The 17,991-nt window shown below is 40.3% G+C and carries 17 protein-coding genes; 5 read left to right on the top strand and 12 right to left on the bottom strand.

Annotation, left to right across the window (positions count from 1 at the left end; genetic code table 11):
* Positions 1 to 97: 97 nt before the first annotated feature.
* The 3 genes from QUF78_RS07795 to QUF78_RS07785 are packed head-to-tail and all read right to left on the bottom strand — an operon-like array spanning position 98 to position 3,313.
* Positions 98 to 2,059 carry a DUF6449 domain-containing protein gene (locus tag QUF78_RS07795; RefSeq protein ID WP_289324223.1) on the bottom strand — a complete coding sequence of 654 codons (1,962 nt, stop codon included), beginning with the start codon at positions 2,057 to 2,059 and terminating at the stop codon, positions 98 to 100.
* Positions 2,034 to 2,933 carry an ABC transporter ATP-binding protein gene (locus QUF78_RS07790; protein ID WP_289324222.1) on the bottom strand — a complete coding sequence of 300 codons (900 nt, stop codon included), beginning with the start codon at positions 2,931 to 2,933 and terminating at the stop codon, positions 2,034 to 2,036. The genes QUF78_RS07795 and QUF78_RS07790 overlap by 26 nt, the downstream gene beginning before the upstream one ends.
* A complete protein-coding gene (locus QUF78_RS07785) occupies positions 2,930 to 3,313 on the bottom strand; it encodes a GntR family transcriptional regulator (RefSeq protein WP_289324221.1) in 384 nt (127 codons plus the stop codon). The genes QUF78_RS07790 and QUF78_RS07785 overlap by 4 nt, the downstream gene beginning before the upstream one ends.
* 170 nt (positions 3,314 to 3,483) lie before the next feature.
* On the opposite strand from QUF78_RS07785, the gene QUF78_RS07780 reads away from it, so the two are divergent.
* Positions 3,484 to 3,900 carry an organic hydroperoxide resistance protein gene (locus tag QUF78_RS07780; RefSeq protein WP_289317352.1) on the top strand — a complete coding sequence of 139 codons (417 nt, stop codon included), beginning with the start codon at positions 3,484 to 3,486 and terminating at the stop codon, positions 3,898 to 3,900.
* Positions 3,901 to 3,954: 54 nt separating this feature from the next.
* On the opposite strand, the gene QUF78_RS07775 is transcribed toward QUF78_RS07780, so the two are convergent.
* Complete coding sequence (locus QUF78_RS07775) at positions 3,955 to 5,271, bottom strand: MFS transporter (RefSeq protein ID WP_289324220.1); 1,317 nt, start codon at positions 5,269 to 5,271, stop codon at positions 3,955 to 3,957.
* A 224-nt stretch (positions 5,272 to 5,495) separates the two neighbouring features.
* On the opposite strand from QUF78_RS07775, the gene QUF78_RS07770 reads away from it, so the two are divergent.
* The 3 genes from QUF78_RS07770 (at position 5,496) to yidC (ending at position 8,221) form a co-directional block, all read left to right on the top strand.
* Positions 5,496 to 6,317, top strand: coding sequence for a glycerophosphodiester phosphodiesterase (locus QUF78_RS07770; protein WP_289324219.1), 822 nt, complete (start codon positions 5,496 to 5,498; stop codon positions 6,315 to 6,317).
* An 803-nt stretch (positions 6,318 to 7,120) separates the two neighbouring features.
* Positions 7,121 to 7,408: a hypothetical protein gene (locus QUF78_RS07765; RefSeq protein ID WP_289324218.1), complete on the top strand. Its 288-nt coding sequence runs from the start codon at positions 7,121 to 7,123 to the stop codon at positions 7,406 to 7,408.
* A gap of 27 nt (positions 7,409 to 7,435) precedes the next feature.
* Positions 7,436 to 8,221, top strand: coding sequence for a membrane protein insertase YidC (yidC, locus tag QUF78_RS07760; protein ID WP_289324217.1), 786 nt, complete (start codon positions 7,436 to 7,438; stop codon positions 8,219 to 8,221).
* 266 nt (positions 8,222 to 8,487) lie between these two features.
* Here yidC and cphA read toward each other — a convergent pair whose 3' ends face one another.
* Both cphA and QUF78_RS07750 read right to left on the bottom strand, forming a co-directional pair.
* Complete coding sequence (gene cphA, locus QUF78_RS07755) at positions 8,488 to 11,109, bottom strand: cyanophycin synthetase (protein WP_289324216.1); 2,622 nt, start codon at positions 11,107 to 11,109, stop codon at positions 8,488 to 8,490.
* The gene (locus QUF78_RS07750; protein WP_289324215.1) at positions 11,106 to 11,918 is read right to left on the bottom strand and encodes a cyanophycinase; all 813 of its coding nucleotides are present in this window, start codon (positions 11,916 to 11,918) and stop codon (positions 11,106 to 11,108) included. The genes cphA and QUF78_RS07750 overlap by 4 nt, the downstream gene beginning before the upstream one ends.
* Positions 11,919 to 12,101: 183 nt before the next feature.
* On the opposite strand from QUF78_RS07750, the gene QUF78_RS07745 reads away from it, so the two are divergent.
* Positions 12,102 to 12,524: a pyridoxamine 5'-phosphate oxidase family protein gene (locus tag QUF78_RS07745; protein WP_289324214.1), complete on the top strand. Its 423-nt coding sequence runs from the start codon at positions 12,102 to 12,104 to the stop codon at positions 12,522 to 12,524.
* 183 nt (positions 12,525 to 12,707) lie between these two features.
* Here the strand turns inward: QUF78_RS07745 and QUF78_RS07740 are convergent, their stop codons facing one another.
* The 6 genes from QUF78_RS07740 to opp4B all read right to left on the bottom strand — a co-directional run bounded on the left by QUF78_RS07740 (position 12,708) and on the right by opp4B (position 17,987).
* Positions 12,708 to 13,754 (bottom strand): M42 family metallopeptidase, encoded by a 1,047-nt coding sequence (locus QUF78_RS07740; RefSeq protein WP_289324213.1) that lies wholly within the window; start codon positions 13,752 to 13,754, stop codon positions 12,708 to 12,710.
* An 83-nt stretch (positions 13,755 to 13,837) separates the two neighbouring features.
* Positions 13,838 to 13,984 carry a hypothetical protein gene (locus QUF78_RS07735; protein WP_289324212.1) on the bottom strand — a complete coding sequence of 49 codons (147 nt, stop codon included), beginning with the start codon at positions 13,982 to 13,984 and terminating at the stop codon, positions 13,838 to 13,840.
* A gap of 31 nt (positions 13,985 to 14,015) precedes the next feature.
* A complete protein-coding gene (locus QUF78_RS07730; RefSeq protein ID WP_289324211.1) occupies positions 14,016 to 14,204 on the bottom strand; it encodes a hypothetical protein in 189 nt (62 codons plus the stop codon).
* A 112-nt stretch (positions 14,205 to 14,316) separates the two neighbouring features.
* Positions 14,317 to 16,080 (bottom strand): oligopeptide ABC transporter substrate-binding protein, encoded by a 1,764-nt coding sequence (opp4A, locus tag QUF78_RS07725; protein WP_289324210.1) that lies wholly within the window; start codon positions 16,078 to 16,080, stop codon positions 14,317 to 14,319.
* A gap of 19 nt (positions 16,081 to 16,099) precedes the next feature.
* Positions 16,100 to 16,999, bottom strand: coding sequence for an ABC transporter permease (locus QUF78_RS07720; protein ID WP_370016995.1), 900 nt, complete (start codon positions 16,997 to 16,999; stop codon positions 16,100 to 16,102).
* Positions 17,000 to 17,021: 22 nt separating this feature from the next.
* Positions 17,022 to 17,987, bottom strand: coding sequence for an oligopeptide ABC transporter permease (gene opp4B, locus QUF78_RS07715; RefSeq protein ID WP_214743605.1), 966 nt, complete (start codon positions 17,985 to 17,987; stop codon positions 17,022 to 17,024).
* Between the last annotated feature and the right edge of the window lie 4 nt (positions 17,988 to 17,991).

The raw sequence follows: 17,991 nt of genomic DNA, 5'->3' as shown, positions 1-17,991 counted from the left end.
ATAGAAACATAAACATAAGTCATATGCATTGAAAAAGGATGCTCCCCATATTGGGGGGCGTCCTTTATATTTCATTCATATAAGTTTACCTGGCTTCTCATTCATTAAAATGATCCAAAATGAAGCCGGGTATATGTTCGCCAGAAAAACTCTTGATGTCCACATCCCTGCTATCTTTATAATAAAAGGCAGCTGAATACTCTCCACCCCAACCGATTTGGGCATTATCAATAGCCGTTTCGATTTCCGAAACCGTGTTAATTTTCAAGCGGTTTTGCTGCTGTTCAATCTGTTGTGCAAGTTCACTCTCTGAATTCGAATTATAAATTTCCGGATTGGTCTTCGCAACCAAAATATATGAGATATCATCAGCCATTAACCGCGCTTCTTCTGCTTGCCCGGTATTTTCCATCCATTTTGAAAACTGAGTATAAGAAGAGTCCCATTTCATATAAATGATTTTGTTATTATTCAAATGAATGTCAATGGAGGCATAATCACCAAAAGAAGTTATCATTTGGGCGAACGACTGATTATTCAGGTCCTCAGACAGTGCCCGCACGGCTGCTTCCAGCTGGTGACCATCCGTGATCGTTACGGATTTGTCCACTTGTCCGCTCGCCGTTATCCTGATTTTAGAAACGTCTTTGGCGGAAACATTCAATAACTCATTAACCGTTTTTTTATATTCACTCGACTCATGAATTTTCGCCAATAGCGGCAGGTAAGAGTCGTAGTTTTGCAAATAATACTCTCTTGCTAACCGTTTTCCATTCTTGAGTTCATATATCAGAAATACGGATTGTCCGTCATTCAATTCACCAACGGAAACATTTTTTCCCTTTTCGATAATTTGCTGATGCAATAACCTGATTGCGTCTATATTTTCCTTCTCTTTAAGATAAGTGGATGCGTTATCTGACGTACCATCCTCAAAAAATATGGGTGAATTGCCAATATATATTTGGCTAATCATCTTTTCATCAGGTACCTTGCCCTTATACTGAATGGGGTCTATTTTTAAAATGAGGGCCAGTATAATAATAACCACCATAAATGCTACATAACCTTTCAGGTTGACCCGTATCCGCCAAGTCTTTTGCAGGACGATTTCCCCTAAATAAAATCCAAGCAAAGAACCGACGATATAACCGAAGAAAATCCACCCAGGTTTTCCTGTCGTTTCGCTAAAATAAAGCCCTGTAAACAACATCATGCATATTGTCAGGCCGAATTTAAATAATGGCTTAATCTTCGGAAAAACGAATGCCTGCGATACATGTTCCAGCTTTCTCCTCTCATAGAGAAAAAGAGAACAAAACAGAAAAAGAACGGTCAAAATACTGTAGATTAATGTATCAACCGAGAAAAGGGTGATTTTCTCCATCTCCGTTGCAGCTAATAAGGGTGAAATGCCATTCATATTGGCACTTAGATAATAATCTGAAGAAAATCCAGCTACCAAAAACTTCAGATTGGCTGCAAACAATATAAACAACCCCACCGGCAAAACAAGAATAATATAGGTGAGCAGACCTTGCAAGGCTGATAATCCTGTCACCATTCCAATTAAAACGGCAACAGAAAAGATCAAAACTTCCAAAATAAAAGTAATCCCCATCCAGGACCAAATATCCGAGATCGTATAAAGCCTTTCTATATCTATTGCCGAGTGGAATAATATCATTATTGAACCTGTAAATAAAATAGGCAAACCAATGAAGCCTATCCCCGTCCCTATCATATGAAAATAGATGTTGCGTCTAGTAATCGGTAAACTATGAATAAAATCTGAAGCTTGTTTCATCTGTAAAAACCGAAACAGGAAGATGGCAAGTAATACTGGAATGACGATGACCAAAACAAATTGAATCATCTGCTGACTGGAAAAAAGGTTTTCGAATTCCACATATTTATTATTCTCATTCAAAATAATCGTTAACATTTCCAGAGGCAGTGCAAATATGAGGCCGACGAAATATAGGAAACCAATCCAGCCAGTGCTTCTGAAAATATAGACAATCAGTTCTTTATTAAACCAGGTTATTCTGGATGACATAACCTATATCCCCCATTTCATAAATGAATATCTCCTCTAGGGTAAGGGGGAGAATATCGAATATTTCTGGCTGAAATTGATTAAAGTGCGATTTAATCTTGGATTCTTTACCTTTAACAATGCAAACGATCACGCTGCCGCGTCGTTCCTTGTTAAGAATTTGAATTCCGTGGTATAAACCGTGGGGAATTTTATGTTTAAAGGCAATTTGCACTTTGTGTACATCCGCTTTTAAGTCGTCCAAATCCTTATGGATAACAAGCTCCCCATTATGTAGGATCCCTACATGATCGGCTAAATCTTCAATTTCCCGCAGATTATGGGAGGATATTAAAATCGTCATATCCCTTTCTGAGACATCCTGAATCAATAACTGTTTCACATTCTTACGCATGACCGGATCTAACCCATCAAAAGGTTCATCGAGGATGAGAACTTCCGGCATCGTCGAGAGTGCGAGCCAAAAAGCAACCTGCCTCTGCATACCCTTTGATAGTTTATGTATTTTATATTGGAAGGGTATCGGGAATACCTCCTGTAATTGGTTGAAACGTTCTTGATTCCAATCACTATAAATATGGCTATAAAAACCTGCCATTTGCATGATCGTATAGTTAGCCAGGAAATAAGGTGTATCAGGGAGGAAGAAACAACGATTTTTCACATCACGGTTTTCAAACACATATGATCGATCAATAAGAACTTCACCGGCATCCTGTATCAGATTGCCTGAAAGCATTTTTAATAGAGTCGTTTTCCCCGCCCCATTGGAACCTAACAACCCGAATATGGAGCCTTTTTGTATGACCAAGGTGACGTCCTTGATTGCTTCTTTTCCTTCATATAACTTACTCACCTGTTTTATTTCAATCATGAATCTCCCCCCTTTGCCAATGGACTGATTTCTTTTACTAATCTATAAATTTCATGTTTTTCGATTCCGATATACAGAGCTTCAGCGAGAACCTTTGCAAGCTCGTGTCTGATCTTTTCTACTTTTAATGAATTTTTCAAAGATTTAGGAGGTGCCACGAAATTCCCTTTGCCTGGTAAAGTATATATATAACCGTCAGCTTCAAGCTGCTTGTATGCATTTTGGATTGTATTTGGATTGACCGTCAATTCCTGATTCAATATTCGAATGGATGGGAGCTGATTATGTTCCTGTAAAACTTCATTGATCATTAGTTCCTTAAACTTATCCATCAATTGCTCATATATCGGCTTTCCACTTTGTACATCCAACTCAAACATCATCAACCCTCCTAGAACAATGGGTGTATTACACTTCCTAATACAGTTTATTATAAAACAATTTCTTCCAATTTAAAACAATAGCCTCCATAAACTCCCTATCATTTTGTTTAATAAGACTTATAGTAGGGAACTAATGATAGTAAGAATAAACAAAGGAGTTGTTTTCATTGAAACCATTATATACAGCAGCAGTTACCGTACACGGTGGTCGTGAAGGACATGTAAAGTCAGAGGACGGAATTTTGGATTTCGATGTGAGGTCACCGAAGGAATTAGGTGGTTCGGGTGAGCGCGCTACAAACCCTGAACAGTTATTTGCAGCCGGTTATGCGGCTTGTTTTGACAGTGCCTTGAATCTTGTTCTGCAAAAAGAAAAGAAAAAAGTCGATACATCCGTGACAGCAAATGTCACGATCGGTAAAGATGAGGAAGACGGCGGCTTTAAATTGGCTGTAAGGTTGGATGTTTCGATTCCTGACCTAAGCAGGGAAGAAGCCGAAGACTTTGCCAAAAAAGCTCACATGACCTGCCCCTATTCAAAAGCAACTCGCGGGAATGTCGACGTCACCTTGATTTTGGTATAAAGATTATGAAAGGGAATGGACCCGGCAGCGAAGCTTTGGTCCATTCCCTTTTCCTTATTTCACTTCTTCCAAACCCTTCATTTTCAAAAGAAAACCCAGACCTATTACGGCCATGATAATCAGTGACCCTAATGCCATCCGGCTCGCCAATGTACCGAGATCATGGAAAACCAACGTAATCGTTCCATATAAAAGCGGACCGATTATTGAAGAGACTTTTCCAGAGAATGCAAATAGTCCAAAAAATTGTCCCCTCTTCTCCTCCGGGGTCAATTCAATGATATATGTCCGTGATGTCACCCACATCGAACCCAGCGAAATGCCGAACATACTCCCTGCAACCCAGAACCAAAGAGCGGTTTGTGCGAAGACCGCTATAAATAAAGCGACCAAGAGCAGAATTCCCACATATGTCACAGCTAGCCGCGGTCCCTTCGACTGAGTGATGTATCCAAACAGAAACGAACCGGCAATACTCGATACTGTAGATACCAAGTAAAGCAAAATGAAACCGCTTGAGGAAAATCCGACAACAGTCTTGGCATATACGGCCATCATGCCAATAGTGGTCGCAATTGCATCGTTTAAAAAGAAATAAGCAATCATGAATGTAAAAACCAATCGATAGGATTGCATCTCTTTAAATGTTGCTTTAATTTCCTTATAACCAGATAAAAAAGGTTGTTTGGCTTTTTGCTGTTTTGGAGTCTCTTTTAAAAAAAAGAATAAGGGAAGGGAAAAAACCAGAAATAAAATGGCCGTGGGCATAAAGGCTTCATGTGAACTACCTTTACTTATGAAAGGATAGATTGACAGTCCCACCAACGTTCCAAGGTATCCTACGGCCACTCCAAATCCTGATATAAGCGGCAATTGCTGTTTCGTACCTAAATCACTCATCATCGTATCATAGAAAACAAGACTTGAATGATAGAAAAACTTAGCTATCACAAATAAAAGAATGACGATCACTAAGGAAATTGGAATCCCCAGAAACTTTCCATCGAATGATACCCCCCCAAACACCCCCATTAAAAATGTACTTGCAACAGATATGAGCGTGAATATCATAATGTATTTTTTCATTTTTCCCGTTCGATCAATCATGACCCCGAACAGCGGGGAAAACAAAACAAGAAACAAACTGGCAATCGCATTTGCGTACGAGATGAAGGTACTGGCAATCTGATCAAGAACAGCATTTTCCCCAATCTGTTCCTGGAGGAAGAATGGAAAGAAAATCGTATTGATATTAGAGGAAAAAATCGTATTGGCAAAATCGTAAAAAGCCCATGAGAGAATGGGCAAGGAAAAATATAAACCAAAATTACCCTTCCATTTTTTAGACTTCGGTTTCACCTGCAATTCCATCTGCTTTCCCCCCTTATTGATACTTAAATTATATGTATTCCATACCTTTCCAATAAATCCTTTTATGTCTGAATAATCTCATTGTGTAAAACATGATTTTTTCCTACCTAACATGTAAAATTATGAAATGAGGCTGTCAAATTGCAAATTTCTTTTATTTTCTTTAAGTTTGGGTAAATGATATCGAAGAATTTTAATTACTGTGTCTAAAAGGAGTGTGAAAGGTGATCGCATTTTTTCTTATTTTCTTGGTAACCATCCTTGTCTTGTTCGTTCTCTACTCTAAAAGAACAAAGAGTGATTTCCCTGAAAGCTTCATAAAGCAGCATTCCCCCCTTAAAATTGGACATCGCGGTGCATCTGGATATTGCCCCGAGAATACAATGGCATCTTATATCAAAGCAATTGAATTGGGAGCTGATTTCCTGGAAGTGGATATCCATCTTAGTAAAGATGAAGTACTTGTGGTTCATCATGATCCCACCCTGGATCGAACCACAAGCGGCAAAGGGAACCTCCGTGATTACACGGCTGCCGAATTAAAGGAATTGGATGCAGGAAGCTGGTATCATACTCGGTATAAAAACGAAAGGATTCCTTTACTAAGTGAGGTATTGGAGAATTTCGGGTCAGAAGTTGGAATCTTAATCGAAATAAAACATCCATCTTCTTATCCCGGGATTGAAAAGAAACTTGCAGAAGAATTAGGGAAATTCCAAGAATATTCAACAGGTAATAATAGGATAATGGTTCATTCGTTCGATATGGAATCCATGAAAAGGTTTCATCAACTAATGCCGGACATACAAGTGGGCGTTTTGATAAAACGGCGCATTAATGACCAAAAATTAAAAGAGATTGCAGAGTTTGCATCATTTTTGAATCCAAAGCAAACGATTTTAAATACGAAGCTGCAAATGCGAATCCAAGAGCACGGGATGAAAGTATATACATGGACTGTCAACAATAAAAAACAAATGCGCATGTTTGAAAAGATGAAGTTAGATGGTATCATTTCCGATTTTCCTGATTATTTTTTGGATTGAAACTTTAAATGAAAAAAAACATTGAAATGATTGTATCTCATGCGCGTCCGTTCCATAATAGGCCCATCGCTGTTGACTTCGTCTCCATCGATAACCTGCCACGGAATTATAGCCGAAATAAGTGGGGTAAAACCAAAATGAACGGCCATTTTTAAGCGAAACATACGTATTTTGGTATAAGCACCCTTTCATTGATCCAGCGTCAATTGCCTTATACATTCCATCGTGAAGTTGTGGAATAAATAAAGGCGGAGCTATATGAGGCGGGCCTCCTCCTTGCGGCGGCCGTGGCGGCGGCTCGCCCCCACCGTAGGACGGACCAGGCGGGCCGGGCGGAGTCCTTAATCCATTATCTGATTTTCAAAAGGAAATGGCGCTGCCGAGTAATCATTTTCAATGTAACGGGGATGTGCATTTTGATATAAATTATTTTCAGTACCGTTATGGTAGTTCTGTTGATCAAATGAATCCTACGGTTTCATACCTTTTCAGCTCATAATTGAACTTCCTTTTATCCGTATGTAGACGAATGACCATGTGTGTAATCTTCGCTCAAATTACATCTCTGGATTCTAAAAGGACCTTTAACGTCAAATTAACACTCCGGAAAAAATTCCCTGTTTGTTTTTTTGAAAATACCCCTATATTTTTTAGCTTCTTCCACTAGAATTTGATATAGTGTTCTTAATGATTTAAACTCAGTAAGATCAATAGTCATTCAAGGCCTTAAATCGTTACTTGCTTTATTACTTGGAGGCTAACCGAACTAAATTTTCTTATCTTAGAAAAAACGAGGGATTCCTATGTGGGAATTATTATTAGAATTCGATTATCAGACCGTTCGCCATGCGGTATGGGCAGGTTACTTATTTACCTTTGTCTTTCCACTGGCTGCTTTTTATTTCTTAAATAAAAAGCAATCGCTCTTGAACGATAAATATCAAGCTTCCGTTCATTCAGATAAAAGTAAATCCCCTGTTCATGCAGGCAGCAGTTTTGATTGGCGTGGTGCACAGCGCTTTTTCACATTTATCCGGCAAAAGGACTCACCCGATGATTCCGATGAGCCAAGCCTCCTTCTCGTTGTTTAACCACTAACAATTCGAGGAGGAATCATTTTGAAGAAGAAAAACATGTTTCTATTTACCGTCCTATTTCTAGCAACGACCCTTTTGACAGGGTGCTCTGCAGCAACGAGCGGCCCATTTCATACTGCATTGGTTAACCCCATGACAAAAATGCTTGAATTTAATGCTGATTTATTTAATGGTAACTATGGTTTAAGCATCATCATGATGACATTTTTAATCCGTCTAGTTTTGCTTCCGCTGACTGCCAAGCAATATAAAACACAGCTCAGCATGAAAACGAAGATGAATGGGCTGAAACCGGAAATGACAGCAATCCAGCAGAAAATTAAAGAGACGAAAGATCCAGCTAAACAAAAGGCCCTTCAACAGGAAATGATGCAGCTTTACCAAAAACACGGAGTCAATCCTCTAAATATGGGATGCCTGCCGCTTTTGATTCAAATGCCGATTCTAATGGGTTTTTATTATGCGATTCAAGGTTCCCATGAAATCGCGACCCATAGTTTCCTTTGGTACAGCCTTGGCCAGCCGAATATTGCCATGGCGATTATCGCTGGCGTCATTTATTACTTCCAATCGGTCATTTCCATGAGACAAATGCCGGAAGAACAGCAGAAGCAAATGAAGCTGATGAGCCTGCTCTCACCAGTAATGATTTTATTCATTTCTTTCTCCGCTCCTGCTGCATTGCCACTGTATTGGTCAATCGGAGGTTTATTCATGATTGTTCAATCCATCGTGCTTCAAAAAGTATATAAAAAAGACCATGCCAATGTCCCTACTGTGACTGAAACGGTTATGAAAAAAAGCTAATCCAACTATAAACTGTACCCTATAGAGCAGACACTTAAAAAAAGTCTGCCTATAGGATACTATTTTGTATATCAAATGAGTAAAAAGGTTTTAACAGAAAAAGAGATTGAAGTACTTTCAAATAATCCTTACGTGAAACCCGTGGGACTTAAAGAAATCACTTATATGGACGATTTCAATCAAATTTCCATTTAAATATTCAGTTACCAAGTGATTCAGAAGGAAAAGACAAAAAAGTGCATTCCGCAGGGCGGAATGCACTTTTTTTATTTCTTTGGCAATGGATTTGTTGAAACCTTTTCGAAAAACCGCTCTACATATTCGAAATCCGTGTAAAAGAACAATAATAGGTCACCCGGTTGTGATGCTTCCCAGGCTTTTACGAATGCATCCAATTCATTAGGTTCGATGAATGTTCGATCTTTATGTAACCCTGCTTCTACGGCAGCTTCCTGAAGCAGCCCGGCTACTTCGAAAGGCTCCCTTCCCCGCAAATCTTCGTCTTCTTTAATGATGAACAAATCAGAATTCATGGCCGCCATTTTGGAGAGCCTGATAAGCTCTTCATCAATACGGTCCCCCGGTCCGGCCAAAACAGTAATTAGACGATTTTTATTATAGGCACTGACCGTTTCGAATATGGCCTTTAATCCTGCTTCATTATGGGCATAGTCGATGATGATCGTTCGCTCTTTCAACTTTTTTAAATTGAAACGCCCTTTAGACAAATTGGTATCAGGCATAAATGTGACAGCCTTTCTCCTTAGTTCTTCCATGGAGATCCCTTGTGTTTCGGCTGCGGCTAACGCCTGAAGTAAGTTGGCGATATTATGACGTGCCATGCCGTTAATCGTTATTGGTATCATGGAGCAATCCATAAATTGATGGATGACACCATCAGAGGAATGACAGATCATGCCTTGTTCATTGACGTACCAAACTTTACAACCACCATTTATCGCTGCCTTCACGTGAGGCTGGGTGGCATCTGTAGAGGTATAAATGACCTCCCCATCTGTATAAGCGTTCATGGCAGCTACATTCGGATCATCTGCATTCAGTACACAATAGCCTGTTTTCAGTACAACTTCTGCTACCAGCCTCTTTAATTTTATCAGATCATCCAATGTATCGATTCCATCACGGCCAAGGTGATCTTCACTCACATTAGTAATGATCCCCACATCACATTTACGAAAAGCCAGACCTTCACGCAGAATGCCTCCCCGGGCCGTTTCCAAAACGGCTACATCAACTTCAGGATGGCCCAACACCATTCTTGCACTGACCGGGCCACTGCAGTCACCTTGATCCAATACCTCATCGCCGATATATACTCCATCAGAATTCGTCATACCTACCTTAGTTTTTTCATTAGTAAGAAAATAATGAACCAATCGGGTGGTTGTCGTCTTTCCATTTGTTCCGGTCACTGCGATGATCGGTATAGCTGCCTCTTCCCGAGTCGGAAATAAATAATCGACAATGGCTTTGCCTACATCCCTTTTTTCCCCTTCACTCGGATAATGATGCATTCGAATTCCCGGTGCAGCATTCACTTCAATAATTGCAGTCCGTGAATGTTCGATCGGTTTTGATATATCCTCACAGATAAAATCTATTCCGGCTATATCCAAACCAATCGCTTTCGCGGCAGCAACCGCCATATTCCTAATGCTTGGATGGACCTGGTCCGTTACATCGATTGCCTTTCCACCAGTCGAAAGATTTGCATTGCCGACAACTTGAACCAATTCCCCTTGGTTCGGAATGGTATTCAGCGTCCGGTTCGATTTTTCCAAGTAACACGTAACGGTATGTGTAAGCGGAATTCTTGACATCGGCTTTTCATGACCTTCCCCCCGCAATGCATGACGATTTTCCTTTTCTATCAAATTGCGTATTGTTTCCTTACCGTTTCCAATAATATAGGGAGGAAGCCTCAAACTAGCGGCTATAAGTTCTCCATTGACTATCAGTAACCGATAATCATGTCCTTCAATATGCCGTTCGACAATGTACTTCTCCACATGCGACTCCAAACAATTGATGACATTGAATAGTTCATCCTTATTTTTGATATGGGTGATGACACCCTGCCCTTGTCTCCCATTATACGGTTTTATGACCAATGGGAAACCCAGCTTGTCCGCCGAGGTAAAGATATCTTCAATGGAATGGGCAACTTCACCTTCAGGTATAGGAAGGCCACACCCTCTTAATATTAATTTGGTCATTGATTTATCACATGAATTCTCAACTGCAATATTCGATGTCTGGCTAGAAATTGTCGCCTGGACATACTTCTGCCTTGAACCCGTTCCTAAACGTAGTAAACTTTCATCACCCATTCGCTCGACAGGGATATTTTTTGCTTGTGCAGCCTTAAAAATGGCTTCGGTACTTGGCCCCAGTTTATTTCTATAATATAACTGCTCTATTTGTTTTACATAAGATTGTACATTTATAAGTTTTTCACCATTCAGGATGGCTTCCACGATATCTTTCGCTGCTAAAAAAGCTTGAAGACCCGAGTGAGGCTCCTGATAGTCAAAGGTAACATAATAAAAACCCTTCTTTTCCATCATTATCGTTTTTCCACGAATGGCTTCGATGCCGGCCAAGTTTTGAAGTTCAATCGTCATATGCTCCAATATATGTCCCATCCATGTTCCTTTTCTCAGCCTTTCGGCGAAACCGCCTCGATACCCTTTTGAACATGAATGGCTTCCCAAGTTCGGGAGCGCCTTTAACAATTTTTCATTGAATCCAGGTATTGAATCAGATGGTTTCTGTTCCAGTTCCCCTATATCCAATTCAATGCAAATCGTCGGTGTATAAGCAAAATAATTAGGTCCTTTTAAATAACGGACTCGATTGATTATCATTGTTGGATCCCCTTTTTCATCAACAATTTCCTGGTAAGCAGGTCAAAACGGTATCCCCTGGTTAGTGCATGAAGGTTAAATCCCGAAAGAGTCAACTCTTCACTACCATTATCAGAAGATGTGATATTGATATAATCACTATTGCTGCCATCAAGAACCAATACTTGATGTTGGCCTAAGACTTCAAAATGACCGTCTTTGACTAAAATTGCTGTATTTTCATCAATTCCAATACCCATAATTTCTTTATTCCCTGCTATCGCACTTAACAGTCGGTCAAAGCGGCCACGCTGGGAAAAGTGTTGATCAATTATCAGGCCGTCAAGGAAGCCGAAACCCATCCCGATCTCAACCTTTAACTTATTATCATTCAGCATCGTGTCGGCAGCAACGATCATATGCTTACCTAAAATGGAAGCTCCAGCACTTGTCCCTGCTATCACCATTCCATTATGCCAGGCTTTAGAAAGGGCATTGTGGAATTTGGATTTTCCAATCAACTCAGACAATCGGCTTTGGTTTCCTCCAGAAATGAAGATGGCAGAAAAAGAGGTCAGCTGTTCACAAATCGCCGGATCGTCTGCATCCTGCCTTGAATCCAGCTTGATCACTTCCACCCTGTCCACGCCTAAATCTCTGAAAATCTTGATATACTCCGTACTCACTTCTTCAGGAATTTCACTCGCTGTAGGCAATATTCCTATTCCGCCATCTGAACGGATTGCAAGCTGGACAAATTTATTTAATACTTCACCTTCAAGGCATTTATCCTCTGCCCCGCCAATGATAAGTAATTCACCACAATTCATTCCTCATACTCACCTTTACAAATGGATTAAGATCATGAAATTGCTCTATACAGAACACATAATGACTAGTATGGCAACTTGTCCTATTCTTCATTCATAAAAATGGCAAACTGTAGAATTTTGTTTAACTTAATGAAAAGAGAGGAAAAGTAATAGAGTAAATAATAAAAGGAGTGTGCAAAGATGAGCCAAAACCAATTAAAAGAAAAAGTATTGAACATCATCCGTGATCATAAAATAGGAGTTTTATCATCTGTAGAAAATAACAAACCACATTCACGCTATATGACATTTTTCAACGAAGAATTAACTTTATTCACACCAACGAGTGCAAATACGGAAAAAATCGATGAAATCGAAAAGAATCCTAATGTCCATATACTGATTGGCTATGAAAATGAAGGCTTAGGCGATTCATACTTAGAAATCTCAGGAACCTCGAAAATTAACGATTCACAGGAACAGAAGGATAAATTATGGAATGAGTCTTTTAAAGATTGGTTTGACGGTCCGAAAGATCCAAATTATTTAATCCTTGAAATTAAGCCCGAGAGCATCCGATTGATGAACAACAATGGTGAACCTCCACAAGAATTATCATTATAAATGAATTATTATTTGGCATTCACGAGTAAATGTGCAAAACTCACGAGTATTTGACCGAAACTCACGAGTGAAATGGCAAAATTTACGAGTATTTGACCGAAACTCACGAGTAAATTAAAGTTTGTTATAAAAGTCAGTTAAAAACCCGCACTCCAATGACATGAGTGCGGGCTTTTTTCACGATTACACCAATTCTGATTGGATATAATGCAAAATGAGATTGGCTGTATGCTTTAAAGAAGTGACGTGTGTCCTCTCGAAGGCATGGGAAGCATCAATCCCCGGTCCGATCAGACCATGTACGACATCATATCCTGCCCGGATTGCAGCTGAAGCGTCCGATCCATAATACGGATAAATATCGACGCGATAGTCAACAGCATTCTCTTGGGCAAGTGTGACCAGATGCTGACGTAATTTATAATGATACGGACCCGAGGAGTCTTTAGCGCAAATGGAAACGCTGAATTCATCCGTCGTTTGTCCACTACCGATCGCGCCCATATCGACAGCTAGATATTCGACTGTTTTATCTGGGATATTGGAATTGCCTCCATAGCCGATTTCTTCATTGTTGGAAATCAGGAAATGGGTCGTATATGCCAATTTAATCTTACCTGCGGAAATGAGGTCAATGATATGAAGGAGGATGCCAACGCTAGCCTTATCATCCAAATGCCTTGATTTTAAAAAGCCTGTATCCGTCAATTCCACTCTAGGTTCAAAGGAAACAAAATCTCCAACAGATATACCGATGGCCACCGTTTCCGCTTTATTTTTCACGATAGCATCTATACGGACTTCAATTGTCTCATCATCGCGCTTGGCATCCCCGGCATTTTTATATACATGGACAGAGGTCTGATTGATTAAAATGGTGCCGGTGATAATGGTCCCATCAGCTGTATGGATTTTACAATACTCCCCTTCCACTGAGTTCCAGCGGAAACCGCCGATCATCGTCAATTTAAGGCGGCCATTCGCCTTGATTTCCTTCACCATGGCTCCCAGGGTATCGACATGGGCAGTCAGCAATCGATGTTTGCCATCATCTTCGCCTTTTAATGAAGCAAGTAGTGCACCTTTATTCGTGATCTTGTAAGGAACCTTCCTCTTCTCCAGGAATTCGGCCGCATATTTAATGGCTTGCTCCGTAAAGCCGGATGGGCTGGGTATTGATACCAATTCTTTTATGTAAGATACTATTTCCTTTTCTTCGATAACACTCATACATATCGCTCCTTTCTTCTTTCTCCATTATATCTTCTCGTGGAAACTTTTAACATATTAAAAGACCGTCAAAAGACGGTCCTTTAATCGATTTGGCTCATATGGGCCAGGACAGGCAAGATGGCCATAATTAATGTTGAAATGCCATATAACGCTAAATTCTCCATATGCACTTTTCTTTTCCACTTATCGCGCCATACTTTGTATCTGCTCATATCTTCGTTCCTCATAAAAAAACCTCCTTCATGATGAAAGTTCAACTTACTTTATCTGTCTTTGTTTGTTGGACATTTCCTTCATATATTCCAAGAAGGCAATTCTCTTTTCGTCTGGATAGGCTACAATGTCTGCAATGATTTCCTCTTCAAGAGGTTTCAGTAAACGGCCAACCGATTCAGTAAACAATATTTCTAACTCTCTCTTTGTTTCATTAGGATTTCTCACTTCCATCAACATCACCCTTCCAATTACTTACTATTATGTATTTAACCTTAATACACACCTTTGAAACGTAAAAAAATCGGCCGCCCATACAGGCAGCCGATTGGATTCATCAATTAAATTATTTAGTTACACCCACATTATGCCACTGATATTGGCGGCCTGCAAGGAAATCATAACCCGTAACTCGTTCATTCACTCCAGCCAACTGATAACGGAATAATGTCGGAATGACTGGTACCTCCTCATGGATCAATTCTTGCCACTCATTGTAGGTATCGATCCTATATTGATCATCGAAGGCCTCCTCTGAAATCCCTTTAGCAAGAAGCTCATCATTTTTTTCATTCACCCAGCGAGTATAGTTAAATTCTGCAGATCTGGACCATAAGCCTGATGGATCCGGATCGGAAGCGACTCCCCATGCAGCTTGATAAATATCAACTTTGTCATTATCCTTTTTCAGTAGATCATAGAATGAATTGAACTCATGCAGCCTTCCATCCTGCAATTCAACATCCAATCCGACTTGTTCCCATTGTTGGATATAATACCTTGCAAGAGGTTCGGAAACATCGGAGCCACTCATGGAAGCAAAGTTGATCTTGAACTCTTTTCCATCCGCATCTTCACGAATGCCATCCTTATTCGTATCTACGAATCCTGCTTCATCCAAAAGTTTTTTAGCTTTTTCAGGATCATATTCATATGCTTTTACATCTTTATTGTTATATTTAAAGTTTGGTGTAATGACCGAGTTGGCAGGGAAGCGGAGGCCCTTGTACATTTTTTCGCCAACTTCTTCATTATTGATTGCATATGCCATCGCCTGACGAAGTCGTTTGTCTCCAAATTTTGGATTCTCATCCATAACATTTTCTTCTTTTTCCTTATCATAATGACCGAAATTGAAACCAATATAGGTATAAGCCAATTCAACTTTCCCCAACAATTCGACATTATCCAATTCCTTGGCCTGGTCATATTGCTCAGCCAGGACCTCTGCTACATCGAGGTCACCATTTTCAAGTGACTTAACGACAATAGACGGATTCACGACTTTCAATGTGACACTGTCCAATTTAGGTGCACCACGGTAATAATCTTTATTCGCTTCGAATTCGACGGCTTCCCCTTGGACGATTTTCTTCACTTTAAATGGTCCAAAACCAATCGGATTTTTACGGATTTTATCTGAAGATTCCAACTCGGCAATTGGAACATCTTTTAAGTATTCTTTATGGAGCGGGTATGTCCATAATCCAGTCGTGACGGAAGGGTTCGCTTTCTTGAAAGTGAAAGTGATTTTCTTGTCGTCCACTTTAATGCCTGAAATGCTATCCGCTTTCCCTTCATGATACTCTTCCATACCCTCGATTAAAGCCATTTGTTCATCATAACGTACACCTTTGTATTCTTTGCTTCCCATGACAAGGTATGCATATTCTAAATCCGCACCTGTCACAGGCTTGCCATCTTGCCATTTCACATTATCCTTAATCGTCAGAGTGACCGTTTTATGATCGTCTGAAATTTCATAGGAAGCGGCACCTTCATTCGTGTATACATAGTTTTCGTCTGTATCCAATAAATCCTCATCAAAGAATGTGATTACTTGGTTATCAGGGTCGCCTTGATAGAAAACTTTGTTCAAAATCCCTTCAAAGGGGGTATCCGATACCAATCCATATGTCAAATGACCGCCTTCAATCGGCTCTCCTTGATTTGTCGTCTTTGTCGGGAATTTAGAGGTATCGACCTGTTCGACATCTTTCCCTTTTTTCTCTTTCGTTGACGATTTCTCCGTATCGTTCGAACATGCAGCAAGCAGTAGAGACGAAATGGCCAATGCACTTAATACCTTACTGTAGCTTTTGATTTTCATATCATACACTCCCCTTTTTTTATGCTCTTCTTTGTCTTGCATCGGCGGCGCGCTTTAACGCTTGACCAACGAAATTTATACTCAGCATCAACACTAAAATCATGAGTGATGCGGGTACCCATATCCACCACTTGTTTTCCAGAACATCTGGATTTCGAGCATAACTGATGAGCGTCCCGAGACTCGGTGAGCTCTCCGGAAGACCGAACCCTAAGAAAGTCAAACTGGATTCTAGGCCAATATTGCCTGCAAGGTTCAAAATGAAGTTAACGATGATCAGTGAACTGACATTGGGCAGAAGCTGAAAAAGGATGATCTTCCAATGTGGCGTCCCAAGTGTCTGAGAGGCATGGATATAATCCAGCTCACGCTCTGACAAAGCCTTTGAACGAATCAGCCTTGCTTTTCCAGTCCATAAAAACATCGTCATGATTAAAATGAAAACATATACATTGAAGATCGGAACTATCGTGACTACAACGATGATGAGCATCAATTGCGGCAGGGAAATCACGAAATCGATAACACGCATGATCACATTATCCGTTGCCCCTCCAAAGTAGCCAGCAAGTAGCCCTAATGATAAACCGATGATAGCCGTGAATAATGTAATGAATAAACTGATCGTGAATGAATTTCTGGTACCTATTATCAGTTGCCCGAATACATCCCGGCCACCATAATCAGTTCCAAGCCAATAGTCTGAAGATGGTTCCATATAAATGGAGAGGAAATCGACCTTGGCTATTTCCTTGGCATCCATGAAGAGCGACGCCCCGTAAACGAAAAGCAATATGGCTGCTAATATAATCAATGAGCCCATTGCAAGCTTGTCTTTTTTGATTTCCTCCCAGATGATTTTAATTCCTGAAGGGCTCACATCTTTCACTTGTATGTTCTTTCCGGTTTCCACTTTCATTTCCATACGATTCACCCCGCTCCTATTCTATCCGTATGCGCGGATCGACCGCACTAAGTATGATGTCCGAAAGAAGAGTGCCAAGCAGAGTGGCAAATCCCGTCATCATGACGATAGCCGTGACAACGCTGAAATCCCGCAGACTGACTGAACTAAGGAAAAGCTGACCTAGTCCCGGATAACTGAAAATGGTCTCGATTATGACCGCGCCGCCGATCAATCCAGTAATTTCATAACCTAAGAATGCCGCTATCGGTAAAAAGGAATTCCTAAGGATATGCCGTGAATATACTTTTGATTCAGGCACTCCCTTCGAACGCGCAGTCCTTACGAAATCCTTGATTTTATTATCGATGATTTCATTTCGCAAATATTGGATCGTGCTTGTTGTTGCAATTAAAGCTGTACTTAAAGCTGGTAAAATCAAATGATTGATCTTACTTACAACATAGGCGAATGTTCCTTCATCCACTTTGGAATCGACACTGCCACCAGACGGGAACCAATCCAAGGCAAATCCGAAAACGAATAACATGATTAAAGCAAAAATGAAAATCGGTGTGCCAAACCCTACATAGCTATAACCCGTAACGGTTTTATCCACCCAGGTATCGTTATACCTTCCGCTAAGTATGCCTAATGGAATTGCAAGCATATATGTAAAGATCAGAGTGACCAACGCCAGGAACACCGTGTTCCAAAGCCTGTCTTCGATAACATCCATGACGGGCGTTTTATGTGTATAGGAAATACCGAAATCCCCCTGTACAGCATTGGATGCCCACCTTAAATATTGTTGGTACCAAGGGTCATTCAAACCCAGTTCCTCCCTTATCCTATCAAGCTCGGCTGGATTGGCCCTAGGGTTGATTTCCTGGCCTGACAAAGCATCTCCCGGCATTGCTTTTGCCATCATGAATACGATGATGCTCAATAAAAACAGCTGCGGGATCATTACTAATAAACGTCTAAGGATAAACTTCCACATATTC

It is taken from the genome of Peribacillus sp. ACCC06369 (genome assembly GCF_030348945.1).
In the GTDB taxonomy this organism is placed as follows: Bacteria; Bacillota; Bacilli; order Bacillales; family DSM-1321; genus Peribacillus.
Note: the sequence above shows the minus strand (reverse complement) of the source record. Positions and strands in the feature narration are given on the sequence as shown.

Excerpts from the sequence above, each read along its gene's own strand:
- QUF78_RS07720 (WP_370016995.1), bottom strand. The coding sequence starts at position 16,999 with ATGAAAGTGGAAACCGGAAAGAACATACAAGTGAAAGATGTGAGCCCT.
- opp4B (WP_214743605.1), bottom strand. The coding sequence starts at position 17,987 with ATGTGGAAGTTTATCCTTAGACGTTTATTAGTAATGATCCCGCAGCTG.
- QUF78_RS07740 (WP_289324213.1), bottom strand. The coding sequence starts at position 13,754 with ATGAGTGTTATCGAAGAAAAGGAAATAGTATCTTACATAAAAGAATTG.
- QUF78_RS07745 (WP_289324214.1), top strand. The coding sequence starts at position 12,102 with ATGAGCCAAAACCAATTAAAAGAAAAAGTATTGAACATCATCCGTGAT.
- QUF78_RS07750 (WP_289324215.1), bottom strand. The coding sequence starts at position 11,918 with ATGAATTGTGGTGAATTACTTATCATTGGCGGGGCAGAGGATAAATGC.
- QUF78_RS07790 (WP_289324222.1), bottom strand. The coding sequence starts at position 2,933 with ATGATTGAAATAAAACAGGTGAGTAAGTTATATGAAGGAAAAGAAGCA.
- cphA (WP_289324216.1), bottom strand. The coding sequence starts at position 11,109 with ATGATAATCAATCGAGTCCGTTATTTAAAAGGACCTAATTATTTTGCT.
- QUF78_RS07730 (WP_289324211.1), bottom strand. The coding sequence starts at position 14,204 with ATGGAAGTGAGAAATCCTAATGAAACAAAGAGAGAGTTAGAAATATTG.
- QUF78_RS07785 (WP_289324221.1), bottom strand. The coding sequence starts at position 3,313 with ATGTTTGAGTTGGATGTACAAAGTGGAAAGCCGATATATGAGCAATTG.
- QUF78_RS07795 (WP_289324223.1), bottom strand. The coding sequence starts at position 2,059 with ATGTCATCCAGAATAACCTGGTTTAATAAAGAACTGATTGTCTATATT.
- QUF78_RS07765 (WP_289324218.1), top strand. The coding sequence starts at position 7,121 with ATGTGGGAATTATTATTAGAATTCGATTATCAGACCGTTCGCCATGCG.
- opp4A (WP_289324210.1), bottom strand. The coding sequence starts at position 16,080 with ATGAAAATCAAAAGCTACAGTAAGGTATTAAGTGCATTGGCCATTTCG.
- QUF78_RS07775 (WP_289324220.1), bottom strand. The coding sequence starts at position 5,271 with ATGGAATTGCAGGTGAAACCGAAGTCTAAAAAATGGAAGGGTAATTTT.
- QUF78_RS07735 (WP_289324212.1), bottom strand. The coding sequence starts at position 13,984 with ATGAGGAACGAAGATATGAGCAGATACAAAGTATGGCGCGATAAGTGG.